Here is a 19,598-nt window from a genome sequence, read left to right as displayed (position 1 = left end):
GGTTCCTCCTCAGGGTGCGCCGGGACCCGCGGCGTCGGGGGCCGACCCGGCCGTGGTCCGCTCCGGGGCGGTCGCCGGGCGGGTGGAGACAGTGCCGGCCGGTTGCGGGTGGTCCGGCTCGTCGGGCGTCGGCGGCGCCTGTGGCGTCTGGGGCGCCTGTGGCGTCTGGGGCGCCTGTGGCGTCTGGGGCGTCTGGGGCGTCTGGGGCGTCTGTGGCGCCGACGTCTCGTCCGCCGGCTCAGGTGTACCGGCCTTCTCCCACGGCTCAGGTGACCCGGCCTTCTCCGGCAGCTGAGGTGACCCGGCCCTCCCCGGCGGCTCCGGTGTCCCGGCCCTCTCCGGCTCCCCGGCAGCCGCCTCCGGCTTCTCCCGGGACGCGCCCGCCCCGGCGCGGACGGAGGGGGCGAGCGTCACGACGGCCGCCGAGACGGCCAGGACGCAGCCGATCACGACGAAGGCGGCGCTGCCGCCCAGTGTGGTCAGCAGGAAGCCGCCGACGAGCGGTCCGAACGGCTGGACGATCGAGGAGAGGAAGCCCGCGGCGCTCTGCACCCGCCCGATCCGGTCCTCGGGGGTGACGACCAGCAGGGTCGAGAGGAAGCCGATGCTGGCGACCGTCGAGAGGCCCATGCAGAGCGCGCAGAGCAGTCCGGCCACCAGCGGGCTGCTGAGCCAGGCCAGCACGGCGGCCGTCCCCACGCAGCTCCAGCAGGTGAGGACGATGAGCGTCCGGACATGGCGCTCCGCCGCGAACCGGGGCGCGATCAGGGCGCCGGCGAGGGCGCCCGCCGAGACGCAGGTGATGACGAAACCGCCGCCGAGGCCGGAGCGCCCGCTGTCGGAGAAGACGGCGAGCGCCGTGAAGGTGAGGGCGCCGAAGGAGAAGTTCATGCCCAGCCCGAAGACGAGCAACACCGTCCGCAAGTACGGCAGTTCCCACAGGAAGGAGAGCCCCGCGGTGAGTTCCCGGCGGCTGAACACCGAACCCGCCCTGGTCCTGGCCTCCGAGCGGGTCCGCACGAGCGCCACACAGACGGTCGAGAGGAACAGTCCGAGGAACTGGGCGGTGAAGGGCAGGGCCTGGTGCACGCCGAACAGCGCGCCGCCGACGAGCGGGCCGACCAGCCGGGCCGTGGAGGTCCGCGCCTGGAGCCGGGCGGTCGCCGTGCCCATCTGGTCCGGCGGCACGACCGCGCGCATCAGACCGAAGGCGGCGGGGGCGTAGAAGCTGTTCAGTACGGCGGCGGAGGTCGCGACCAGCAGGACGAGGACCATCGGGGCGTGCCCGTTCCACACGGCGACGGCCAGGGCGGTGACGGCCGCCAGGCTGCCCGCGTCGCACAGCCGCATCAGACGGCGGCGTTCGACCCGGTCGGCCATGACCCCGCCGGGCAGCATCGTGATCAGCACGGCGCAGACGGCCACGGTTCCCACAGCGCCGGCCTGCACGGCGGAGCCGGTCTCCTTGAGGATCAGCAGGGGCAGCGCGATGGCGCTCATCTGGCCGCCCAGGGCGGCGAAGAGGCCGCTCAGCCAGAGCAGCCGGAAATCCCGGTTGGAACGGAGCGGCTCAGCCATCGGGGCTCCTGTCGTCAGTGGCCGTCGGACGCGCGGGACGGGGCGGCCTCCGTGGTGCGCGGAGGCCGCCCCGGCTTCGGCCGGCGCCGCGACTGCGGCGCTACGACCGGGTGGTCCGTCCGATCAGCCCAGGACGAGGCTCACGGTGCTGACGCAGTTGCCGGGAGGCTGGATGATGTCGTGGTTGTTGGCCGTCTCCTGGAGGTCCAGGACGGAGTGCGCCTCGACCTCGGGGGTCTCCTCGGCGTCGCCGGCTGCGGGCTTGGTGTTCTCGGACATGGTGGTCTCCATCCACTCGTCACAGCGGGGCCGGGTTCCGTCGGGGATCGCCCCTCGGTGTCCGGTGCGGCCGGCCGGTGCCTGCCGTTGCCGAGAAAGTTAGGAAGCCGGGCCTGGCGATCGCTTCGGCGGCGGTATGGCCCCGGTATCGGGCCAGTTGACGGCGTACGGAGCACCGTCCCCGGGCCTCGGCGGCGGGCCCGGGCACCCGCCCCGGCCTGGGCCCATACCGCCGCCGAAGCGCCGCCGGACCGTCCCCGAACCGGTGGCGCGCAGCCTGGGTACGCGCCCGACGCGCCCCGGCCCCGAAGGAGGCGGCCCGCATGGAACTCGCCGAACTCGTCGCACGGCGGCCCTTCCCGGCCGCCGGCCTGCTCCTCGGCCTCACCCGGCGCTGCCCGCTGAGCTGCGCGCACTGCTCGACCGGGTCGGACCTGTTCACCCGGGAAGAGCCGGACGGCGGTCAACTGGAGCGCTTCGTGGGCTCGTTCAGCGCGGAGAACCGGCCCGACGTCGTCATGCTCACCGGCGGGGAACCGCTGCTGCTGCCCGCGCTCGCCGAACGGCTGAGCACACTGGCGCGCCGCGCCGGGTCCCGTACCGCGCTGCTCAGCGGCATGTTCTTCGCCCGGTCCGGGAGCAGGCGAGGCCGAAGAGGCGCCGCGATTCCTCCCGCGATCCTGCGCGCGATCCGCTCCGTCGACCACTTCTCCGCCTCCCTCGACGTCCACCACGAGCGCGAGGTTCCGCGCGCCGACGTGTTCCGCGCCCTGCACCGGATCCGGGACGAGGGCGTGGCGGTGAGCTTCCACCTCACCGGGACCGGCGCGTCCGATCCGTATCTGGCCGACATCACCCGGGCGGTGGAGCGGGAGTTCGGCGGCCGGGTCCCCTGTCTGGTCAACGAGGTGCGGCCGTTCGGCCGGGCCGCCTCCTGGGCCAGGCCCGCCCGCACCGGCCCCGACCCGGCGGCGGCGTCACCGTGCTCGATGGCCGCCTGGCCGGTGGTCGCCTTCGACGGGCGGGTGCTGGCCTGCTGCAACCAGGACACCGTCGACAAGCGGCCCGTCCCGGCCCACCTGGACCTCGGGCACATCGGCGTCGACGACTGGGCGACCGTACGCGGCCGGTCGCTGGAGTCCCCGGTGCTGCGCATGCTCCGCACGGTCGGGCCCACGCATCTGGCCGCCCGGTACGGCTCCGGCCCCGGGACGGGCTCCTACTGCGACGGCTGCCGGGCACTGGGCGGCGACGAGGCGGCGGCGGCCGGGGCCCTCGCCGTGGCGGGCGGGGCGGCCGGGGCGTTGCTGGACCTGACGGCCGCGGTGCGCGGCTCCCGGGAGGGCGCGCAGGGCGTCGTGCGCCGTCACGGCTGCGCGGCGTACGCGCCCCTGGTCGTCACGGGCGGGCCGCCGCTGCCGGAGACCGACGGGCAGGACGTCCGATGAACACGGCGACCGACGGGCGGGATGTCCGATGAGCACGGCGACCGACGGTACGCGGCTCGGGCGCGCGGGGGCCTCCGCGCGGCTGCGGGTCAAACTCCTTCTGCTGGAGCCGGAGTTCCGGGACGCCACGCACCACATGTGGCGTGCTGACGGGCTGTTGCCGCGCTACCGGACGTATCTGTGCACGATGCACGCCGTCATCCGCGCCTCGGTCCCGCTGATGGAGCTGGCTCTCGACCGCGCCCGCTCCCTGGCCGCGTCCGGCGATCCGCTGGCGGCGCCGCTCGCCGCGTACCTGGAGGAGCACATCCGGGAGGAGGAGGGCCATGACGCCTGGCTGCTGGAGGACCTCCGGGCGGCGGGCGGCACGCCCGAGGACGCGCTCGGTCCGCTGCCCTCTCCCCTGGTCGCCGCGCTCGTCGGGTCCCAGTACTACTGGATCGAGCACCACCATCCGGTCGCCCTGCTCGGCTACATCGCCGTACTGGAGGGCTACGCCCCCGCCCCCGGCCTCACCGCCCGCATCGCCCGGCTGACCGGGCTGCCCGCCGCCGCGCTGCGGACCGTACGGGAACACTCGGTGATCGACACGGAGCACCTGGACGAGCTGTACGCGCTGCTGGACCGGCTGCCGCTCGACCGGGGGCCGGAAGCGGCCGTGGCGGTCAGCGCACTGCACTCCCTCGACGCGCTCACCAAGCTGTTCGTCCGGCTCGGGCGCTCCGCACCGGCGCCGTCGCTGCGGAGAGCCGGACTCGTCCCACCGATGGGAGTCACACCATGACCGGACCACCCGAGAACGGCGAACGGCCCGAGCTGCCCGCCGCGTTGTACGAGGCGGGCTTCCCCGTGGATCTGCTCACCGAGGAGCAGCGCGAGGTGCTGTGCGGGCTGACGCCGGAGGAACTGGCGGTGCTGCTGGACGTCAAGGGCCGACTGGACGCCGTGGGGCCGGAGGTCCAGGCACACGGCGAGATCGCCGGCGGCGCCCTGTTCTGACCGGCGCCCTGTTCTGACTTGGCGCTCCGTTCCGACCGGCGCTCCGTTCCGACCGGCGCTCCGTTCCGACCGGCGCTCTGTTCTGACCGGCGGGCGGTGACCGATCACCGTTACGGGCCCGGCGGCGGGTGCACCGCCGTCGGGGCCGTACCCGCCGGGGCGCGAGCGTCCGGTGCGACCGCCCGCCGCCCCTGACCGCACGGCACTCCGACCGCTCGTCCCCGACCGCACGGCCCCCGGGAGAGAAGGACCCGCCATGAACTGCTCCTCGTGCCAGCAGGATCTGCCGCCGACGGCCCGGTTCTGTTCGTCCTGCGGGACGCCGTGCGCGACCACCGGGGCCGCCGGGACCGGACCGGCCCCCGCCGCACCGCCCGGTGACGAACGCAAGCCGGTGACCGTGCTGTTCTGCGATCTCGTCGGGTCGACCGCGCTGTCGGGGGTGCTCGACCCGGAGACGCTGCGCGCGGTGACCCTGCGGTACTTCGAGGCGATGAGCGCGGAGATCGTGGCGCGGGGCGGCACCCCGGAGAAGTTCATCGGGGACGCGGTGATGGCGGTGTTCGGCGTACCGGTGGTCCGTGACGACGACGCCCGCCGGGCGCTGGCGGCGGCGCTCGGGATGCGCCGGGCGCTGGCCCGGCTGAACGAGGAGCTGGACGCCACCCTGGGCATCGAGCTGACCACCCGGATCGGTGTCAACACCGGTCAGGTGGTGGCGGGTTCGGACACGACGGCCCGGCAGGCGCTGGTCTCCGGGGAGACCGTCAACATCGCCGCCCGGCTGGAGCAGAACGCGGGCCCCGGCGAGATCCTGATCGGTCCGGAAACCCTGCTCGCCGCCGGCCCGACCGTGCGGGCCGAACCCACCGGGCCGCTGCGGCTGAAGGGCAAACGGGACAGCGTGGAGGCCCACCGGCTGCTGGCTCTGGGCGCGGACGACCCCGAGCTGCTGCGCCGCTTCGACGTCCCCTTCGTCGGCCGCGACGCCGAACAGCGGGCACTGGACGCCGCTCTGGAGCAGGCCGTCCGGGCCGGCGGGGCCGGGCTGCTGCGGGTCACCGGGGAGGCGGGCATCGGCAAAACCCGGCTGGTACGGGAGTGGCTGGCGCGGCGGTCGGCGTCCGGCTCACTCACGTACGGCGCGGGGCGGTGCCGCAGTTACGGGGACCACGGCACCCTCGCCCCGCTGGCCGACGCGGTGCGCGCGCTGGTGGCGCCGGGGTCCACGCCCACGTCCGGGGCGGGTCCCGGGCAGCCCGGCGCCGGGCCGGAGTCTGATCCCGGGCAGGTGTCTGATTCCGGGGTGGTACCTGATTCCGGGGCGGTTCCTGATCCCGAAGCGGCGTCCGGCCAGGGTGCCGTGGACGGCGGGAAGGACACGGCCGGCGGTCTCGCGGTCGACGACGCGATGGCCTTGCTGTCCGGGGGCCTGCTGCGCGACGGTACGCCGAACGCGCCCTTCGAGGACATGTGCGCGGCCCTGACGGCGGCACTGGAGCGGGCCGCCAGGACCCGCCCGGTCGTCCTGGTGCTGGACGACTGGCACGCTGCGGCCCCCTTGCTGGTCCGCACGGTTCGCCGGCTGACCGACGGCTCGGGGTGCGCGGGGGTACTGGTGCTCTGCGCCGGGCGGCCCGACGGGCCGGACGGTTCGGACAGGGCGGAGGGTCCGGACGGGCCGGGTGGACCGGACGAGGGAGCCGAGGGGAACGAGTCGTCCTCCGCCGGTGCGGGACGTCTCCAGCTCACCGGCCTGCCGCCCGAGGAGGCGGCGCGGCTCGCCGCCGGTCTCGCGGGGCCGGACGCCGGGACGGCCCCGGTGGACGACCGGCTCCTGGCGCGGGCCGGGGGCAATCCGCTCTACCTGGAACAGCTGTTGGTCGGCGACCGGGCGGACCCGGCGGTCGCCGCCCGCCCGGGGGAACCGGCCGCCGAGGAGGATCTGCCGCCCACGCTCCAGGCCCTGCTGGGCGCGCGCATCGGGGCTCTGGCCCGTGCGGAGCGCGGGGTGGTGGACCTGGCCGCGGTGATCGGCCGGGAGTTCACCGCGCCGGAGCTGGTCCGGCTGGAACTGTCCGTACGGGCCGGGGAGGGCCACGACGCCGGGCAGCTCGCCGGGGCGACCGGCGCCGCCGGGGCGGCCCCGGAGCACCGGCGGCGTGTCGAGGAGGCGTTGGCGGTGCTGGGCCGGCGCCGACTGGTGGAGTCGGGGGGCCCGGGGGGCCGGGAGTCGGCACCGTACCGGTTCAGCAGCGGACTGGTGCACGAGGTCGCGTACGCCTCGCTGTCCAAGCGGGCCAAGGCGGAACGCCATGCCTGGGCCGCGGAGCTGCCCAGCGTGCTGCGGAGCGGCGACGGCGCGGTCGGCGGCCATCTGGAGCGTGCCTACCGCTACCGCGCGGAGCTGGGTCTGCTGGACGATCCGGCCCGGCGGCTGCGCGAGCGGGCCGCCGCCGCGCTGGGCCGGGCCGGGGCGCAGGCCGCCGCCCGGTCCGACCTGCACTGGGCGCACGGTCTGCTGGAACGGGCGGTGGACCTGTGCCCCGGGGACCCGGCGGCGACACGGCGGCTCGGCGAGGTACGGGTGGCGCTCGGCCGAACCGGTGAGGGAGCCGAACTGCTGCGCCTCGTACGGGACTCGGGGGCCGACCCGGTGGAGGCCGCGCATGCCCGCCTCGCGCTCGCCGTGCTGGATCCGGGCGGCCCGGGTACCGGCCCCGCCGCCGTGGCCCGGGCCGTGCTGCCGGTGTTCGAACGGGCCGGGGACTCGGCGGGCCGGGCCCGGGCCCATCTGCGGCTCGCCCAGCAGTTCCAGCGGTCCGGGCGGCACGAGGAGGCGGAGCGGGACCAGGCGCGCGCCCTGGAGCACGCGGTGCTGGCCGGTGCGGAGCCGGAGCGGGCCGGGGCGCTCGGCGCGATCGGCGTCTCCCTGTGGCGGGGGCCGGTTCCGGTGCCCGCCGCGGTGGTCCGCTGCCGGTCGCTGCTGGCGGCGCACGGGGCGGGCCGGCCCACGGTCCGGGTCACCCTCAACTGCCCGCTGGCGGTGCTGTACGCGCTCCAGGAGCGGGCCGACGAGGCATACCGCTGCCTGGCCGAGGCGGAACGGCTGGCCGGGAAGCTGGGGTTCGCCGAGGCGGAGGTCTTCCTCCCGGTGTTCCGGGCGACGGTCGAGGGGCTGCTCGGCAACGGCACGGAGGCCCTGGACCTGCTGGCCCGGGCGGACGCGGCGGCCCGGCGTACGGGGGCGGCCGGGATGCGGACGGCGGTGGCGCTGGACGCGGCCCGCCTGGAACTGGACGCGGGCCGGGAGGCTCCGGCGGCCGCCCGGCTGGCGGGCGTCGGCGACACGCCGGGGCTGAGCCGTGCGGACGCGGTGGACCTGGCGGGGCTGCGGGCCCGGCTGACGGTGCGGGACCGCCCGGAGGAGGCGGCGGAGCACGCGGACCGGGCGGTCCGGGCCTCACTGCTCACGGACTCCCCGCTGGTGCAGGCGACCGCAGAGCTGGACCGGGCGCAGGCGCTCGCCGCCCTGGGCCGGTGGCCGGAGGCCGTGGCCTCGGCCCGGTCGGCCGGGGCGCACTTCACGGGCAAGGGGCATCTGCCGGGGACGCGCCGGGTCTCCGGCTTCCTCGCGCACCCGCCCCGGCCCCTGACCACGACGAGGGAGAGGAGCTGACCGATGACGACCACGGAACCGGAACGGCGGCGGGCGGAACCGGAACGGCGGCGGGCGGAACCGGAACGGCGGCGGGCGGGGACGGAACAGCCGGGGACGGAACCCGAACGACCCCGAACGGAGGCGCGACAGCCGAGGACGGCCCCGGGAGCGCGCGGGGCCCCGGGAGCGCGCAGGGCCCCGGGGCAGGGGCTGACCTGGAGTCTGCGCGGCCGTGGTCCGGAGGACGTACCGGTGCTGGCGGACCCCGGGCCGCCGCTCGGCCGCCCCGCCGGGCCCGCCACCGGGCGCGGCGTACGCGTGTGCGTGGTGGATTCGGGCGTCGAGCGGGACCATCCGCTGATCGGACCGCTGGCCGGTTCCTGGGTGGTCGTCAAGGACGCGGAGAGTGGGGAGATCACGGTCGAGCCGACGACCACCGGGGACACCTGCGGGCACGGCACCGCGTGCGCGGGCATCGTCCGCCGGACCGCCCCGGAGTGCGAGATCCACAGTGTGCGGGTGCTCGGGGAGCGGTTCTCCGGCACCGGCGACGTCCTGATGGCCGGGCTGCGCTGGGCGGTGGAGCAGGGCTTCGACGTGGTCAACCTCAGCCTGTCGACCACCCGCACACGGTTCGCGCAGGAGCTGCACAGCCTGGCCGACAACGCCTACTTCGCCCGTACGGTGATCGTCGCCTCGGCCCACAACACCCCGGTGGAGAGCTTCCCCTGGCGGTTCGCGTCGGTCATCTCGGTGGGCAGCCACCAGGAGGACGACCCCGAACTGCACCTGTACAACCCGGAGCCCCCGGTGGAGTTCTTCGGTCCCGGCCAGAACGTGACCGTGCCGTGGCTGGGCGGCCGGACGATCCGCACCACGGGGAACAGCTTCGCCACGCCGTACGTCGCCGGGCTCTGCGCCCGCGTCCTGTCCGCGCATCCGCGGATGACGGCCTTCCAGCTCAAGAACGCCCTCTATCTGTCCGCGGCCAATGTGCGCCACACGCCGCGTCCTTCCACTGCGGCAGGAGATATCCGTGATGACTCCGAGAACTGATCCCGCTCCCTCCCTCTCCCCCACCGCCGCCCCGGTCGCCGACGCCGACGCCAGGATCGCCGACGCGCCGCGCCGCGAGTTGCTCCAGTCGGTGGTCGACGTGGCCCGGGCCATCTTCGGGGCCGAGGCCAGTTCGGTCTTCCTGCTCGACGAGGAGGCGGACGAGCTGGTCTTCCAGGCCGTGTCCGGGCAGGGCGAGGAGTTCCTCGTGGGCCGCCGCTTCCCGGCCGGCCGCGGGATCGCCGGATGGGTGGCGACCTCCGGCGAGCCGATGGTGGTGGACGACCTGAGCGCGGATGCGTCCTTCGACCGCTCGCTGGCCGAGTCGACCGCGTACGTGCCGAACGCCCTGATGGCGGCCCCGCTCATCAGCGACTCCCGGATCCTCGGCGTGCTGGAGGTGCTGGACCCGTCCCCGCAGGCCAGGTCGGGCCTCCGGGAGCTGGACCTGCTCGCGATGTTCGCCCGGCAGGCCGCCGCGGCGCTGCGGGTGGTCACCCCGGAGCGGGTGCGGGAGGCCGAGCAGCGCGCGGCGTCCGGCGCGGGCCTGCTGGAGGGTGCGCGGCGCGAGGACGCGCTGAAGCTGCTGGGTAGCCTGGAGCGACTGCTGCGGGGCGTCGGCTGAGAAGGCCGGCGGCCGCACCCGTCGTCCGTACGGGAGTAGCCACCGGCCCGGCGGGCAGGAGCGGGGCGTCGGCACAAGGAAAGGGACCCGAACGATGAAGCTCGCATTCTCCACCCTCGGAGTGCCGGGAACGCCGGTATCCGAGGTCGTCCGGCTCGCCGCCGGGAACGGCTATGGCGGGGTGGAGCTGCGCGTCCACCCCGAGGAGCCGGTGCACCTGGGGCTCTCGTCGCTGGAACGGGCCGATGTGGTCGAGGCGTTCAAGGCCGGCGGGGTGGAGATCCTGGCCCTCGCCGGGTATGTGAAGGCGGCTGCCGAGGGGGACGACGAGCCGGTCCTGGCGGAGCTGTCCGAGCTGGTGAAGCTCGCCCGGGACCTGGGCGCGTCCTACGTCCGGGTCTTCCCGGGCGGCGGCGACCAGGAGCAGTCGGAGGCCGACGCGACGGCTGCCCGGCGGCTCGGTGCGGTGGCGCCGGCCGCCGCCGACATGGGTGTGAGCATCCTGCTGGAGACCCATGACTCGCACCGGGCGGGCCTCGACGTCGCCCGGATCGTCGCCGCGGTCGGGCACCCCCGGGTCGGCGCGATCTGGGACGTGCTGCACACCTGGCTCGCCGGTGAGGAGCCGACCGCCAGTCAGGCGGTCCTCGCTCCGCACCTGGGCTACGTCCAGGTGAAGGACGTCGCGTCGGCGGACGACCTCACCCCGGTGGCGCTGGGCTCCGGGGTGGTTCCGCTGGCGGACTGCCTGGACGGGCTCGGTCCGGACACGTGGGTGTGCTGGGAGTACGAGAAGCGCTGGCACCCGGGGGCGGCGGAGCTGCCGGGGCTGCTGGGCGCGGGACGCGAGTACCTGCTGCGGCTCGGAGCGCCCAAGCAGTAGCGGCAGAGCGGCAGCGGCGGGGCCGTACGAGGGCGCGGGGGCCGGCGCGGGGCGGCGCACCCCGCGCCTTCGCGTGCGCGCGGACGGTGTACGCCCGTGCGCTTCCGTGTCCGGGCGGGCGGCGCGCCCCTGCTTCCGGCCCGTCCGTTCTCGTCCCTCCGTTCGCGTGCGGGTCGTGACGCGGGCGGCCGGGACCCTTGACCGGAAGTTATTTTCCATATAAGCGTACTCACTTGGAAGTTTCTTTCACCCCGGGAAGGAGCTCACGTGCCCCACCGCACCTCAAGACGCACCCTCCTCACCGCCACCGCTGCCGCCACGGCGGCGGCGGCCACCGGCGCCCTCGCCGCCACCCCCTCCGCCGCGTCCGCGCCCACCACGAACGCCTCCACCGACCGCCGGCTGCGACGGATCATCGCCGGGATGAGCCTGGAGGAGAAGGCCGGCCAGCTCTTCGTGACGCGGGTCTACGGGCACTCCGCCACCGACCCCGACCAGGCCGACATCGACGCGAACCTCAAGGAGATCGGGGTCCGTACGGCCGCCGAGTTGATCTCCACGTACCACGTCGGCGGCATCATCTACTTCACCTGGGCGCACAACACCCGCGACCCCCTCCAGATCGCCGACCTCTCCAACGGCCTCCAGCGCGCCGCGCTCGCCGAGCGCTCCCGGCTGCCGCTGCTCGTCTCCACCGACCAGGAACACGGCATCGTCTGCCGGGTCGGCGAACCCGCCACCCTCCTGCCCGGCGCGATGGCGCTCGGCGCGGGCGGCTCACGCTCCGACACCCGCCGGGCGGCCTGGATCGCGGGCGCCGAACTGGCCGCGCTCGGCGTCAACCAGAACTACGCGCCGAACGCCGACGTCAACGTCAACCCGGCCAACCCGGTCATCGGCGTACGCTCCTTCGGCTCCGACCCCACCGCAGTCGCCGCCCTGGTCGCCGAGCAGGTGAAGGGCTACCAGGGCGCGGGCATCGCGTCGACCGCCAAGCACTTCCCCGGCCACGGCGACACCAGCACCGACAGCCACACCGGGCTGCCCGTCATCAACCACACCCGCGCCCAGTGGGAGGAGCTGGACGCCCCGCCGTTCCGCGCCGCGATCCGGGCCCGTATCGACTCGATCATGACCGCGCACATCGTGGTCCCCGCACTCGACCCGTCCGAGGACCCGGCCACGCTCTCCCGGCCGATCCTCACCGGCATCCTCCGCGAGGAGCTGGGCTACGACGGGGTGGTGGTCACCGACTCGCTCGGCATGGAGGGGGTGCGCACGAAGTACGGCGACGACCGCGTGCCGGTCCTCGCGCTGCTGGCGGGCGTGGACCAGCTGCTGAACCCGCCGAACCTCTCCGTCGCCTGGAACGCCGTGCTGGAGGCGGTACGGGGCGGCGAGATCAGCGAGGCGAGAGTCGATGAATCGATCCTGCGGATTCTGCGGCTGAAGAGCCGACTGGGCCTGTTCCGCGACCCGTTCGTCAGCCGGCGGGGCGTCGAGCGCACGGTCGGGAGCCGCGCCCACCGGGCCGCCGCCGACCGGATCGCCGAGCGCACGACGACCCTGCTCGCCGATCCGGGCGCCCTGCTGCCGCTCTCCCGCCGCAGCCACCGCGACCTGCTGGTGGTGGGGGCCGATCCGGCCTCCCCCTCCGGGACCACGGGCCCGCCGACCAGCACCCTGCGCGACGCCTTCGGCGAACTGGGCTTCGCCGCGACGGCGTTGTCCACCGGTACGGCTCCCAGCCAGGCGAAGATCGCCGAAGCGGTCGCCGCCGCCGAGGGCAGGGACGCGGTGGTCGTGGCGACGTACAACGTCACGGCGACCAGCCCGCAGCGCACCCTGGTCACGGCCCTCGTGGCGACCGGCGTCCCGGTGGTCACCGTCGCGGTCCGCAACCCCTACGACGTCGCCCACCTCACCGGGACCGGAGTCGCCGCGAGCCTCGCCGCGTACTCCTGGACCGACGTCGAACTGCGCGCCGCCGCCCGGGTGATCGCGGGCCACGCCGATCCGGAGGGCACCCTCCCGGTCCCGGTGCAGCGCGCGGACGACCCGACGCAGGTGCTGTATCCGATGGGCCACGGGCTGTCGTACTAGGGCCTTTCGTCCGCGAGGCCCCAGCCCTACGGCGACCGGACGGCACCGCGCCCCGTACACCTGGCGTGGCCCGCACCGGGTGTACGGGGCCGCGCCCGCCGGTCACCGGGAGAGTGACCGAAGGACGCAGCCCCCTGGGGACGGCGGCGACGAGAACCGCGCGTGGGCCGCCGCTACGGGCGCAGCGTGGCCTCGTCGCGCTCGATCTCGCCGTTGCGCTTGTCCAGCTTCTTGTCGAACTTCGCCAGCGGCTTCGCCTTGGCCGGGTCCGCCTCGACGGCCGCCGGGGCGACGCCCGCCCAGCGCAGGATCGCGGCGGTGGCCTTCGCCTTCTCGTCGGCGACGAGACCGGAGACCTTCGCGCCGTGGTTGCCGCCGGGGACGGTGTAGACGTAGCTGTCCTTCGCACCGCGTCCGAGACGGAACGGCTCCGCGCTCCACGGGTCGTTCTCGCCGTTGACGTACATCATCTGCCGGGCGTTGCGCTTGACCCAGCGGTCGATGTCCCGCATCGCGCCCCGGTCGAACTTCATGGGGATGGAGCGGGGCACGAAGTTGCGCGGGGGCTGGTAGCCGTAGCGGCTCAGGTCGCTCAGCCAGGGCTGCTTGATGTCCGGCGACCCGAGCTGGGTGCCCGCCTGGTAGTAGTACGGGGTGTACCTCTCCAGGCCCTGGTCGACGTAGGCGGAGAAGCCGGAGATGGCGTCGACCGAGTTCCAGATGTCCTCGTCGGTCGCCTCCTCGGCGTCGGCCGGGATGTCCACGCAGTCGGCGACCAGGCTGTACTGCCAGAAGGCCCACCCGTAGTCCATGACCGTGGCCTCGTAGGCGTGGTCGAGGGAGCCGATGGTGTTGAAGGTCCAGCCCTGGGCGGCGGCCAGCTCCTTGTACTTCTTCTGGAGCGGGGCCCGGCGGATCAGCGCCTCGCGCTGCACACCGGCCAGTTTGTCGCGGCACTCCTCGGTGCCGACGTTCTCGAAGAACCGGTCGTACGCCGAGTCCTCGTCGTTCACGACGTCGTTGGGCGCGACGTAGGCGACGACGCCGTCCATGTCCTTCGGGTAGAAGCGCTCGAAGTACGTGGCGGTCATGCCGCCCTTGGACCCGCCGGTGGCCAGCCACTTCTTGTCGTAGATCTTCTTCAGCGCCGTGAACACCCGGTGCTGGTCGCTGGCGGCCTGCCAGATGTCCAGCTTCGACCAGTCGGCGGGGGCCGGCCGGGACGGGGTGAAGTAGCGGTACTCCAGCGAGACCTGGTTGCCGTCGATGATCTGCGTCGGCTCGCTGCGGCTGGGGTTGGTGGAGACGTTGTAGCCGCTGGTGAAGAAGACCGTCGGGCGGCTCACGTCCTTGTGCAGCAGCGTCAGGCGCTGCTGGAACGTGCCCTTGGACGGGCGTCGGTGGTCGACCGGCTGGGTGTAGTCGAGGACGAAGTAGCGGTAGCCCGCGTAGGGCTTCTCCTCGATCAGACTCATGCCCGGGATGGCCAGGATGCGGTCCTTGATGTCCTCGTTGCTCGCTTCGCCGCCCTGGGCGGCGCCGCTGCTCCGCTGCGCGGCCGGCTCCGCGGCGGTGGCCGCACCGGCCGAGGCCCCCGTGGCTCCGACCGTGCCTATGAGCACGGCGAGCGAGAGAACCCCTGTGAGTGACTTGCGCATGCACGCTCCCCTTGATTCACGACAGTCGCCGTGAACTTATCGGGGCAACACACGCCACGCCAGACCTGGTTGTCCGTGTCAGTGGAGAAGTCGGCCGAGAAGGGGAGGAGAGGGAGGAGAAGGAGGAGAAGGGGAGGAGTCGGCAGAAAGGTCAGCAGAGAATCCATCCGGTGGAGGCGGATTTCCTGCCGATCGCGCCGGTGGCCCGTACGCAGCGGTTGAGCGCGTTGACCGTGACCGGGCCGGCCATCTTCGTGTACGAGCCCTTGTCGGTGACGGCGCGGCCGCCGCGCGCCTGGAGCGTGACGCTCATCGTCCGCCGCTTGCCGGGCTTCTTGGCGACGGTCACCGCGCACGCCTGCGCGCGGCTCTTGTAGACGCGCAGTTCTCCCGTGGAGAACTCGACGGTCTTCGCGGGGCGGCCGGAGCAGCCGGAGGCGGCCCGCGCGACGCCGGGGGCGCCGAGAAGCGGCACGAGTCCGGCCAGCAGGAGCAGGACGAGGAGGCGCACCAGCGAGGGCCGTCCCGCCGTCCCTGGCGAGCCTGTCTGCCTTGCCGATCCCGCCGATCCCACCGGCCCTGTCTGCCTTGCCGATCCCGCCGATCCCGCCGGCCCTGCCGATCCTGTCGGTCTCATGGGTCTCACCGGCTCCGCGGCCCTGTCGAACACCTTCGCCCCCACCTGACGTCTGTACGCACCCGTGCGTCTCTGGCTACGACGCGGCAGACGGGCGGGAGGTTGCACGCGGGGCCGCCGCCGCCTCTCAGACGCCCGCCGGCTCGTCCTCCCCTATGCCCTCGCCGATGAAGGTGCGCCACAGCCGGGCGTACCGCCCGCCCCGGGCGAGCAGCTCGTCGTGCGTGCCGTCCTCGACGACGCGCCCGTGGTCCATGACCACGACCCGGTCGGCACGGGCGGCGGTGGTCAGCCGGTGGGCCACCACCAGCGTGGTGCGGCGGCCGGCGAGGCGGTCGGTGGCCTGGTTCACCAGGGCCTCGGTGGCGAGGTCCAGGGCGGCGGTGGCCTCGTCCAGGAGCAGGATGTCCGGGTCGACGAGTTCGGCGCGGGCCAGCGCGATGAGCTGGCGCTGCCCGGCGGAGAGGTTGCGGCCGCGCTCGGCGACCTCGTGGAGGTAGCCGTCCTCCAGCGTGGCGATCATCTCGTGCGCGCCGACCGCGCGGGCGGCGGCCTCCACCCGGGCGTCGGTGGCGTCGGGCAGCCCGTAGGCGATCGCGTCGCGGACCGTGCCGGCGAAGAGGTACGCCTCCTGCGGGACGACGCCCAGGCGGTGCCGGTAGGCGGTCATGTCGAGGGTGCGCAGATCGGCTCCGTCGGCGGTGACCCGGCCGCCCGTGGGGTCGTAGTACCGGGCGACGAGCTTCACGAGGGTCGACTTCCCGGCCCCCGTCTCCCCGACGAACGCCACCGTCTGGCCCGCCGGAATACGCAGGTCGACACCGGTCAGGGCCTCCTCGTCGGAGCCGTACGCGAAGGAGACGTCCTCGAACGCGATCTCGCCGCGCAGCGAGAGCACGTCGAGCGGCTCGTCCGGGTCGGCGGTCGAGGTGGGCTCGCGCAGCAGCTCCTGGATGCGGCCCAGGGAGACGGTCGCCTGCTGGTAGCCGTCGAAGACCTGGGAGAGCTGCTGGACGGGAGCGAAGAACAGTTCGATGTAGAGGAGGTAGGCGACCAGGGCGCCGACGGTCAGCGTGCCGTTGTCGACCCGGCCCGCTCCGACGATGATCACGGCGGCGGCGGCGATCGAGGCCAGCAGCTGGACGAACGGGAAGTAGACGGAGATCAGCCACTGGCCGCGTACCCGGGCCTGGCGGTAGTAGTCGCTGTGCTCGGCGAAGCGGACGGCCCCGTCGTGCTCGCGGCCGAAGGCCTGGACGATCCGGAGGCCGGAGACGGACTCCTGGAGGTCGGCGTTGACGGCGCTGATGCGGGTCCGGGCCAGCTCGTACGCCTTGACGCTGCTGCGCCGGAAGAAGACGGTGCCGATGATCAGCACGGGCAGGGTGGCGAAGACGACCAGGGCGAGCTGGACGTCCAGGACGAGCAGTGCGGCCATGATGCCGAAGAAGGTGACGACGGAGACGAACGCGGTGACGAGCCCGGTCTGGAGGAACGTGGCGAGCGCGTCCACGTCCGTCGTCATCCGGGTCATGATCCGGCCGGTCAGCTCCCGCTCGTAGTAGTCGAGGCCGAGCCGCTGGAGCTGGGCGAAGATCTTCAGGCGGAGCGCGTAGAGGATCCGCTCGCCGGTCCGGCCGGTCATCCGGATCTCGCCGGTCTGCGCGACCCATTGGACGAGCACGACGACGAGCGCGATCGCGGACGCCGCCCACACCGCGCCGGTGGAGAGCTGGGAGACGCCCTCGTCGATGCCGTGGCGGATCAGGACCGGCAGCAGCAGGCCCATGCCCGCGTCGACGGCGACGAGCCCGAGGCTGATCAGCAGGACCGCGCCGAAGCCGCGCAGCAGCCGGCGCAGCCCGTAGGAGTCCTCCGCCCGCAAGGCGGCGGTCTCGTCGACCTCGGGGGTGTCGGTGGCGGGCGGCAGGGCCTCGACCTGGGCGAGCAGCTCGGGTGTCGCGGGCATGCCGGCGGCGGTGGTGTCCCGCTCCTCCTCCTCGCGGATCCAGAGCGCGGGGGTGATGCCGCGCTCCGCGTCGAACTCGGCGTCCAGCTCCTCCTGGAGCGCGCGGTCGTCCTCGGGGCCGGCCTCCGGGAGCGTCGGCCGGTGGCCGGGCGAGGTGCCGCCCAGCTCGTCGGGGTCGGTGAGGAGGCGGCGGTAGAGCGCGGAGGTGCGCTCCAGTTCTTCGTGGGTGCCGATCGCGGCGAGCTTCCCGCCGTCCAGGACGGCGATGCGGTCGGCGAGCTGGAGGGTGGAGCGGCGGTGGGCGATGAGGAGCGTCGTACGGCCCGCCATCACCTGCTTGAGGGCCTCGTGGATCTCGTGCTCGACGCGGGCGTCGACGGCGGAGGTCGCGTCGTCGAGGAGGAGGAGCCGGGGGTCGGTGAGGATGGCGCGGGCGAGGGCGACGCGCTGGCGCTGGCCTCCGGAGAGGGTGAGCCCGTGTTCGCCGACGGTGGTGTCGTACCCCTTCGGCAGGTCGGCGATGAACCGGTCGGCCTGGGCGGCGCGGGCGGCCTGTTCGATCTGCTCCTGGGTGGCGCCGGGGAGGCCGTAGGCGATGTTGGCGCGGATGGTGTCGGAGAACAGGAAGCTGTCCTCGGGGACGAGCCCGATGGCGGAGCGCAGGGACGCCTGGGTCAGCTCGCGGACGTCGTGGCCGCCGATGAGGACGGCCCCGTAGGAGACGTCGTAGAAGCGGGGCAGCAGGAGCGAGACGGTGGACTTGCCGCTGCCGGACGCGCCGACGACGGCGACGGTCTCGCCGGGTTCGACGGTGAGCGAGAACCCGTCGAGGACGGGGCGCTCGTCGTCATAGCCGAACCGTACGTCGTCGAACTCGATGCCGGCCGGGGCGTCGGCGGGCAGCTCCTTCGTACCGTCCTGCATGGAGGGCTCGGTGTCGATGAGTTCCAGGACGCGCTCCACACCGGCCCGGGCCTGCTGGCCGACGGTGAGGACCATGGCGAGCATCCGGACGGGGCCGACGAGCTGGGCGAGGTAGGTGGAGAAGGCGACGAACGTGCCGAGGGTGATCTCGCCCCGGGTGGCCAGCCAGCCGCCGAGGGCGAGCATGGCGACCTGGCCGAGCGCGGGCACCGCCTGGAGGGCGGGGGTGTAGCGGGAGTTCAGCCGGATGGTGCGCAGCCGCCCGGCGAACAGCCGGCGTCCGACCTCGCGGAGCTTGCCGGTCTCCTGGTCCTCCTGGCCGAAGCCCTTGACGACCCGGACCCCGGAGACGGCCCCGTCGACGACTCCGGCGACGGCGGCGGCCTGGCTCTGGGCGTACCAGGTGGCGGGGAAGAGCCGGGTGCGGGAGCGGCGGGCGATGAACCAGAGGGCGGGGGCGACGGCGAGCGCGACGAGGGTCAAAGGCAGCGAGAGCCACGCCATGATCACCAGGGAGATGACGAAGAGCAGCACGTTCCCGATGGTCATCGGGAGCATGAACAGCAGCCCCTGGATCAGCTGGAGGTCGCTGGTGGCCCGGCCGACGACCTGCCCGGTGGACAGCTCGTCCTGGCGTTTCCCGTCGAGCCGGCTGATCGTCGTGTACATGTCCGTACGCAGGTCGTGCTGGACGTCCAGGGCGAGCCGGCCGCCGTAGTACCGGCGGATGTAGGTGGCTACGTACACGAGGACGGCCGCGCCGATGAGCAGTCCGGTCCAGACGGCGAGGGAGCGGGTGTGGTCGGTGACCACGTCGTCGATGATCACCTTGGTGATGAGCGGAACGAGGGCCATGACGGCCATTCCGGCGAGCGACGAGCCGAGAGCGAGCACGACGTTGCGCCGGTACCGCCACGCGTACCCGGTCAGCCGCCGGCCCCACCCCTGTTGCTCTGCGCCCGTCACGCGTTGCCTCCCGTCGCGGCCTTCACCTCGGCCTGTCCGCTGATCCAGCTGATCCGGCTGATCCAGTTGTTCCACTTGTTCCCCCTGGCCTACCGGAAGGCACCAACGCCCGGGGCTGCGGATTTCATCCCGCCGCAACAAAAGGGGGCGGCGAACGGGGCCGATGGTCGGGGCGCCCGGCCCCGGGGTCCCAGGCCCCGGCCCGGGGGCCCCGGCCCGGGCCCTGGGAGCGGTTCGGAGCCCCGGCCGGGCGGGTAGTCATCCGCAGCGGCATGGGCGGCCTCCTCGTCGGAAGGCCGTCGGAAGGGCCGCCGAAGGGGGCAGGAACCATGGCGACCGACCGGCTCAACGAGGCTTACCGCTGCGGACAGCTCTACGCGGCGCTCGCCGCGCTGGAGCGCCTCGGCGTGGGCACGCACCACTCCCTGGGGAGGCCCGGGACGCGGCGGCAGGTGTCCACCGAACCGCGCAAGCACCTCACCGTGCACCTGCGGCAGGCGGGCCGGTATCTGGCCGACGCCGCCAACCGGGGCGAGGGGCCCGCCGCCGCGGTGGTGTTCCGGCAGCTGCCGGACCTTCTGCCACTTGGCCGTGAGCTGCCCGGGGAGATCCGGGACCCGGCGGAGCGGGCCCGGTTCCAGGAGGGTGTCCAGGCGCAGGAGGCCGCGATCGAGAAGGCGCTCGCGGAGCTGTGAGAGGGATGGGCCGGACCGGATCGGGCCGGGCCGGGCCGGGGTCGCCGTCGGTCCGGCCCATCTCTCCGCGCTCCGGACGCGTACGGCCTGCGTGCGGCCTGCCTGTACGGCCTGCCC

14 protein-coding genes are annotated in these 19,598 nt (G+C 74.0%); 9 read left to right on the top strand and 5 right to left on the bottom strand.

Annotated elements, in window-relative coordinates; all coding sequences use genetic code 11:
* Nucleotides 1-9: 9 nt before the first annotated feature.
* Together AB0F29_RS25890 and AB0F29_RS25885 are read right to left on the bottom strand one after the other, a co-directional pair.
* Complete coding sequence (locus tag AB0F29_RS25890; protein ID WP_361876294.1) at nucleotides 10-1,578, bottom strand: MFS transporter; 1,569 nt, start codon at nucleotides 1,576-1,578, stop codon at nucleotides 10-12.
* 123 nt (nucleotides 1,579-1,701) lie between these two features.
* Nucleotides 1,702-1,857: a hypothetical protein gene (locus AB0F29_RS25885; RefSeq protein ID WP_164219961.1), complete on the bottom strand. Its 156-nt coding sequence runs from the start codon at nucleotides 1,855-1,857 to the stop codon at nucleotides 1,702-1,704.
* A 323-nt stretch (nucleotides 1,858-2,180) separates the two neighbouring features.
* Between AB0F29_RS25885 and AB0F29_RS25880 the strand changes: the two genes are divergently transcribed.
* The 8 genes from AB0F29_RS25880 (at nucleotide 2,181) to AB0F29_RS25845 (ending at nucleotide 12,632) form a co-directional block, all read left to right on the top strand.
* Nucleotides 2,181-3,305, top strand: coding sequence for a radical SAM protein (locus AB0F29_RS25880; RefSeq protein ID WP_361876292.1), 1,125 nt, complete (start codon nucleotides 2,181-2,183; stop codon nucleotides 3,303-3,305).
* A 28-nt stretch (nucleotides 3,306-3,333) separates the two neighbouring features.
* Complete coding sequence (locus AB0F29_RS25875; protein WP_361876289.1) at nucleotides 3,334-4,089, top strand: iron-containing redox enzyme family protein; 756 nt, start codon at nucleotides 3,334-3,336, stop codon at nucleotides 4,087-4,089.
* Nucleotides 4,086-4,304 carry an aroma-sacti cluster domain-containing protein gene (locus AB0F29_RS25870; protein WP_361876286.1) on the top strand — a complete coding sequence of 73 codons (219 nt, stop codon included), beginning with the start codon at nucleotides 4,086-4,088 and terminating at the stop codon, nucleotides 4,302-4,304. Before AB0F29_RS25875 ends, AB0F29_RS25870 begins: the two co-directional genes overlap by 4 nt.
* 256 nt (nucleotides 4,305-4,560) lie before the next feature.
* Nucleotides 4,561-7,983, top strand: a complete 3,423-nt coding sequence (locus tag AB0F29_RS25865; RefSeq protein ID WP_361876283.1) for an adenylate/guanylate cyclase domain-containing protein — start codon at nucleotides 4,561-4,563, stop codon at nucleotides 7,981-7,983.
* A gap of 234 nt (nucleotides 7,984-8,217) precedes the next feature.
* Nucleotides 8,218-9,021, top strand: coding sequence for a S8 family serine peptidase (locus tag AB0F29_RS25860; RefSeq protein WP_361876281.1), 804 nt, complete (start codon nucleotides 8,218-8,220; stop codon nucleotides 9,019-9,021).
* The gene (locus tag AB0F29_RS25855; protein ID WP_361876278.1) at nucleotides 9,005-9,646 is read left to right on the top strand and encodes a GAF domain-containing protein; all 642 of its coding nucleotides are present in this window, start codon (nucleotides 9,005-9,007) and stop codon (nucleotides 9,644-9,646) included. The genes AB0F29_RS25860 and AB0F29_RS25855 overlap by 17 nt, the downstream gene beginning before the upstream one ends.
* A gap of 94 nt (nucleotides 9,647-9,740) precedes the next feature.
* Nucleotides 9,741-10,529: a sugar phosphate isomerase/epimerase family protein gene (locus tag AB0F29_RS25850; protein ID WP_361876275.1), complete on the top strand. Its 789-nt coding sequence runs from the start codon at nucleotides 9,741-9,743 to the stop codon at nucleotides 10,527-10,529.
* Nucleotides 10,530-10,796: 267 nt separating this feature from the next.
* Nucleotides 10,797-12,632 (top strand): glycoside hydrolase family 3 protein, encoded by a 1,836-nt coding sequence (locus AB0F29_RS25845; RefSeq protein ID WP_361876272.1) that lies wholly within the window; start codon nucleotides 10,797-10,799, stop codon nucleotides 12,630-12,632.
* A gap of 173 nt (nucleotides 12,633-12,805) precedes the next feature.
* Here the strand turns inward: AB0F29_RS25845 and AB0F29_RS25840 are convergent, their stop codons facing one another.
* The 3 genes from AB0F29_RS25840 to AB0F29_RS25830 all read right to left on the bottom strand — a co-directional run bounded on the left by AB0F29_RS25840 (nucleotide 12,806) and on the right by AB0F29_RS25830 (nucleotide 18,786).
* Complete coding sequence (locus AB0F29_RS25840) at nucleotides 12,806-14,290, bottom strand: S28 family serine protease (RefSeq protein WP_361876269.1); 1,485 nt, start codon at nucleotides 14,288-14,290, stop codon at nucleotides 12,806-12,808.
* A gap of 151 nt (nucleotides 14,291-14,441) precedes the next feature.
* A complete protein-coding gene (locus tag AB0F29_RS25835) occupies nucleotides 14,442-14,927 on the bottom strand; it encodes a hypothetical protein (RefSeq protein ID WP_361876267.1) in 486 nt (161 codons plus the stop codon).
* 127 nt (nucleotides 14,928-15,054) lie between these two features.
* Entirely contained in the window at nucleotides 15,055-18,786 is a 3,732-nt protein-coding gene (locus AB0F29_RS25830) for an ABC transporter ATP-binding protein (protein WP_361876264.1), read from the bottom strand.
* Between the two features lie 329 nt (nucleotides 18,787-19,115).
* Here AB0F29_RS25830 and AB0F29_RS25825 point away from each other — a divergent pair, with 329 nt between their 5' ends.
* Complete coding sequence (locus tag AB0F29_RS25825; RefSeq protein ID WP_361876261.1) at nucleotides 19,116-19,481, top strand: hypothetical protein; 366 nt, start codon at nucleotides 19,116-19,118, stop codon at nucleotides 19,479-19,481.
* The last annotated feature ends 117 nt before the right edge of the window (nucleotides 19,482-19,598 follow it).

It is taken from the genome of Streptomyces sp. NPDC026589 (assembly GCF_040638385.1).
Classification (GTDB): Bacteria; Actinomycetota; Actinomycetes; order Streptomycetales; family Streptomycetaceae; genus Streptomyces.
The sequence above is the reverse complement of the archived record's forward strand: the minus strand, read 5'-3'. Positions and strand labels throughout refer to the sequence as shown.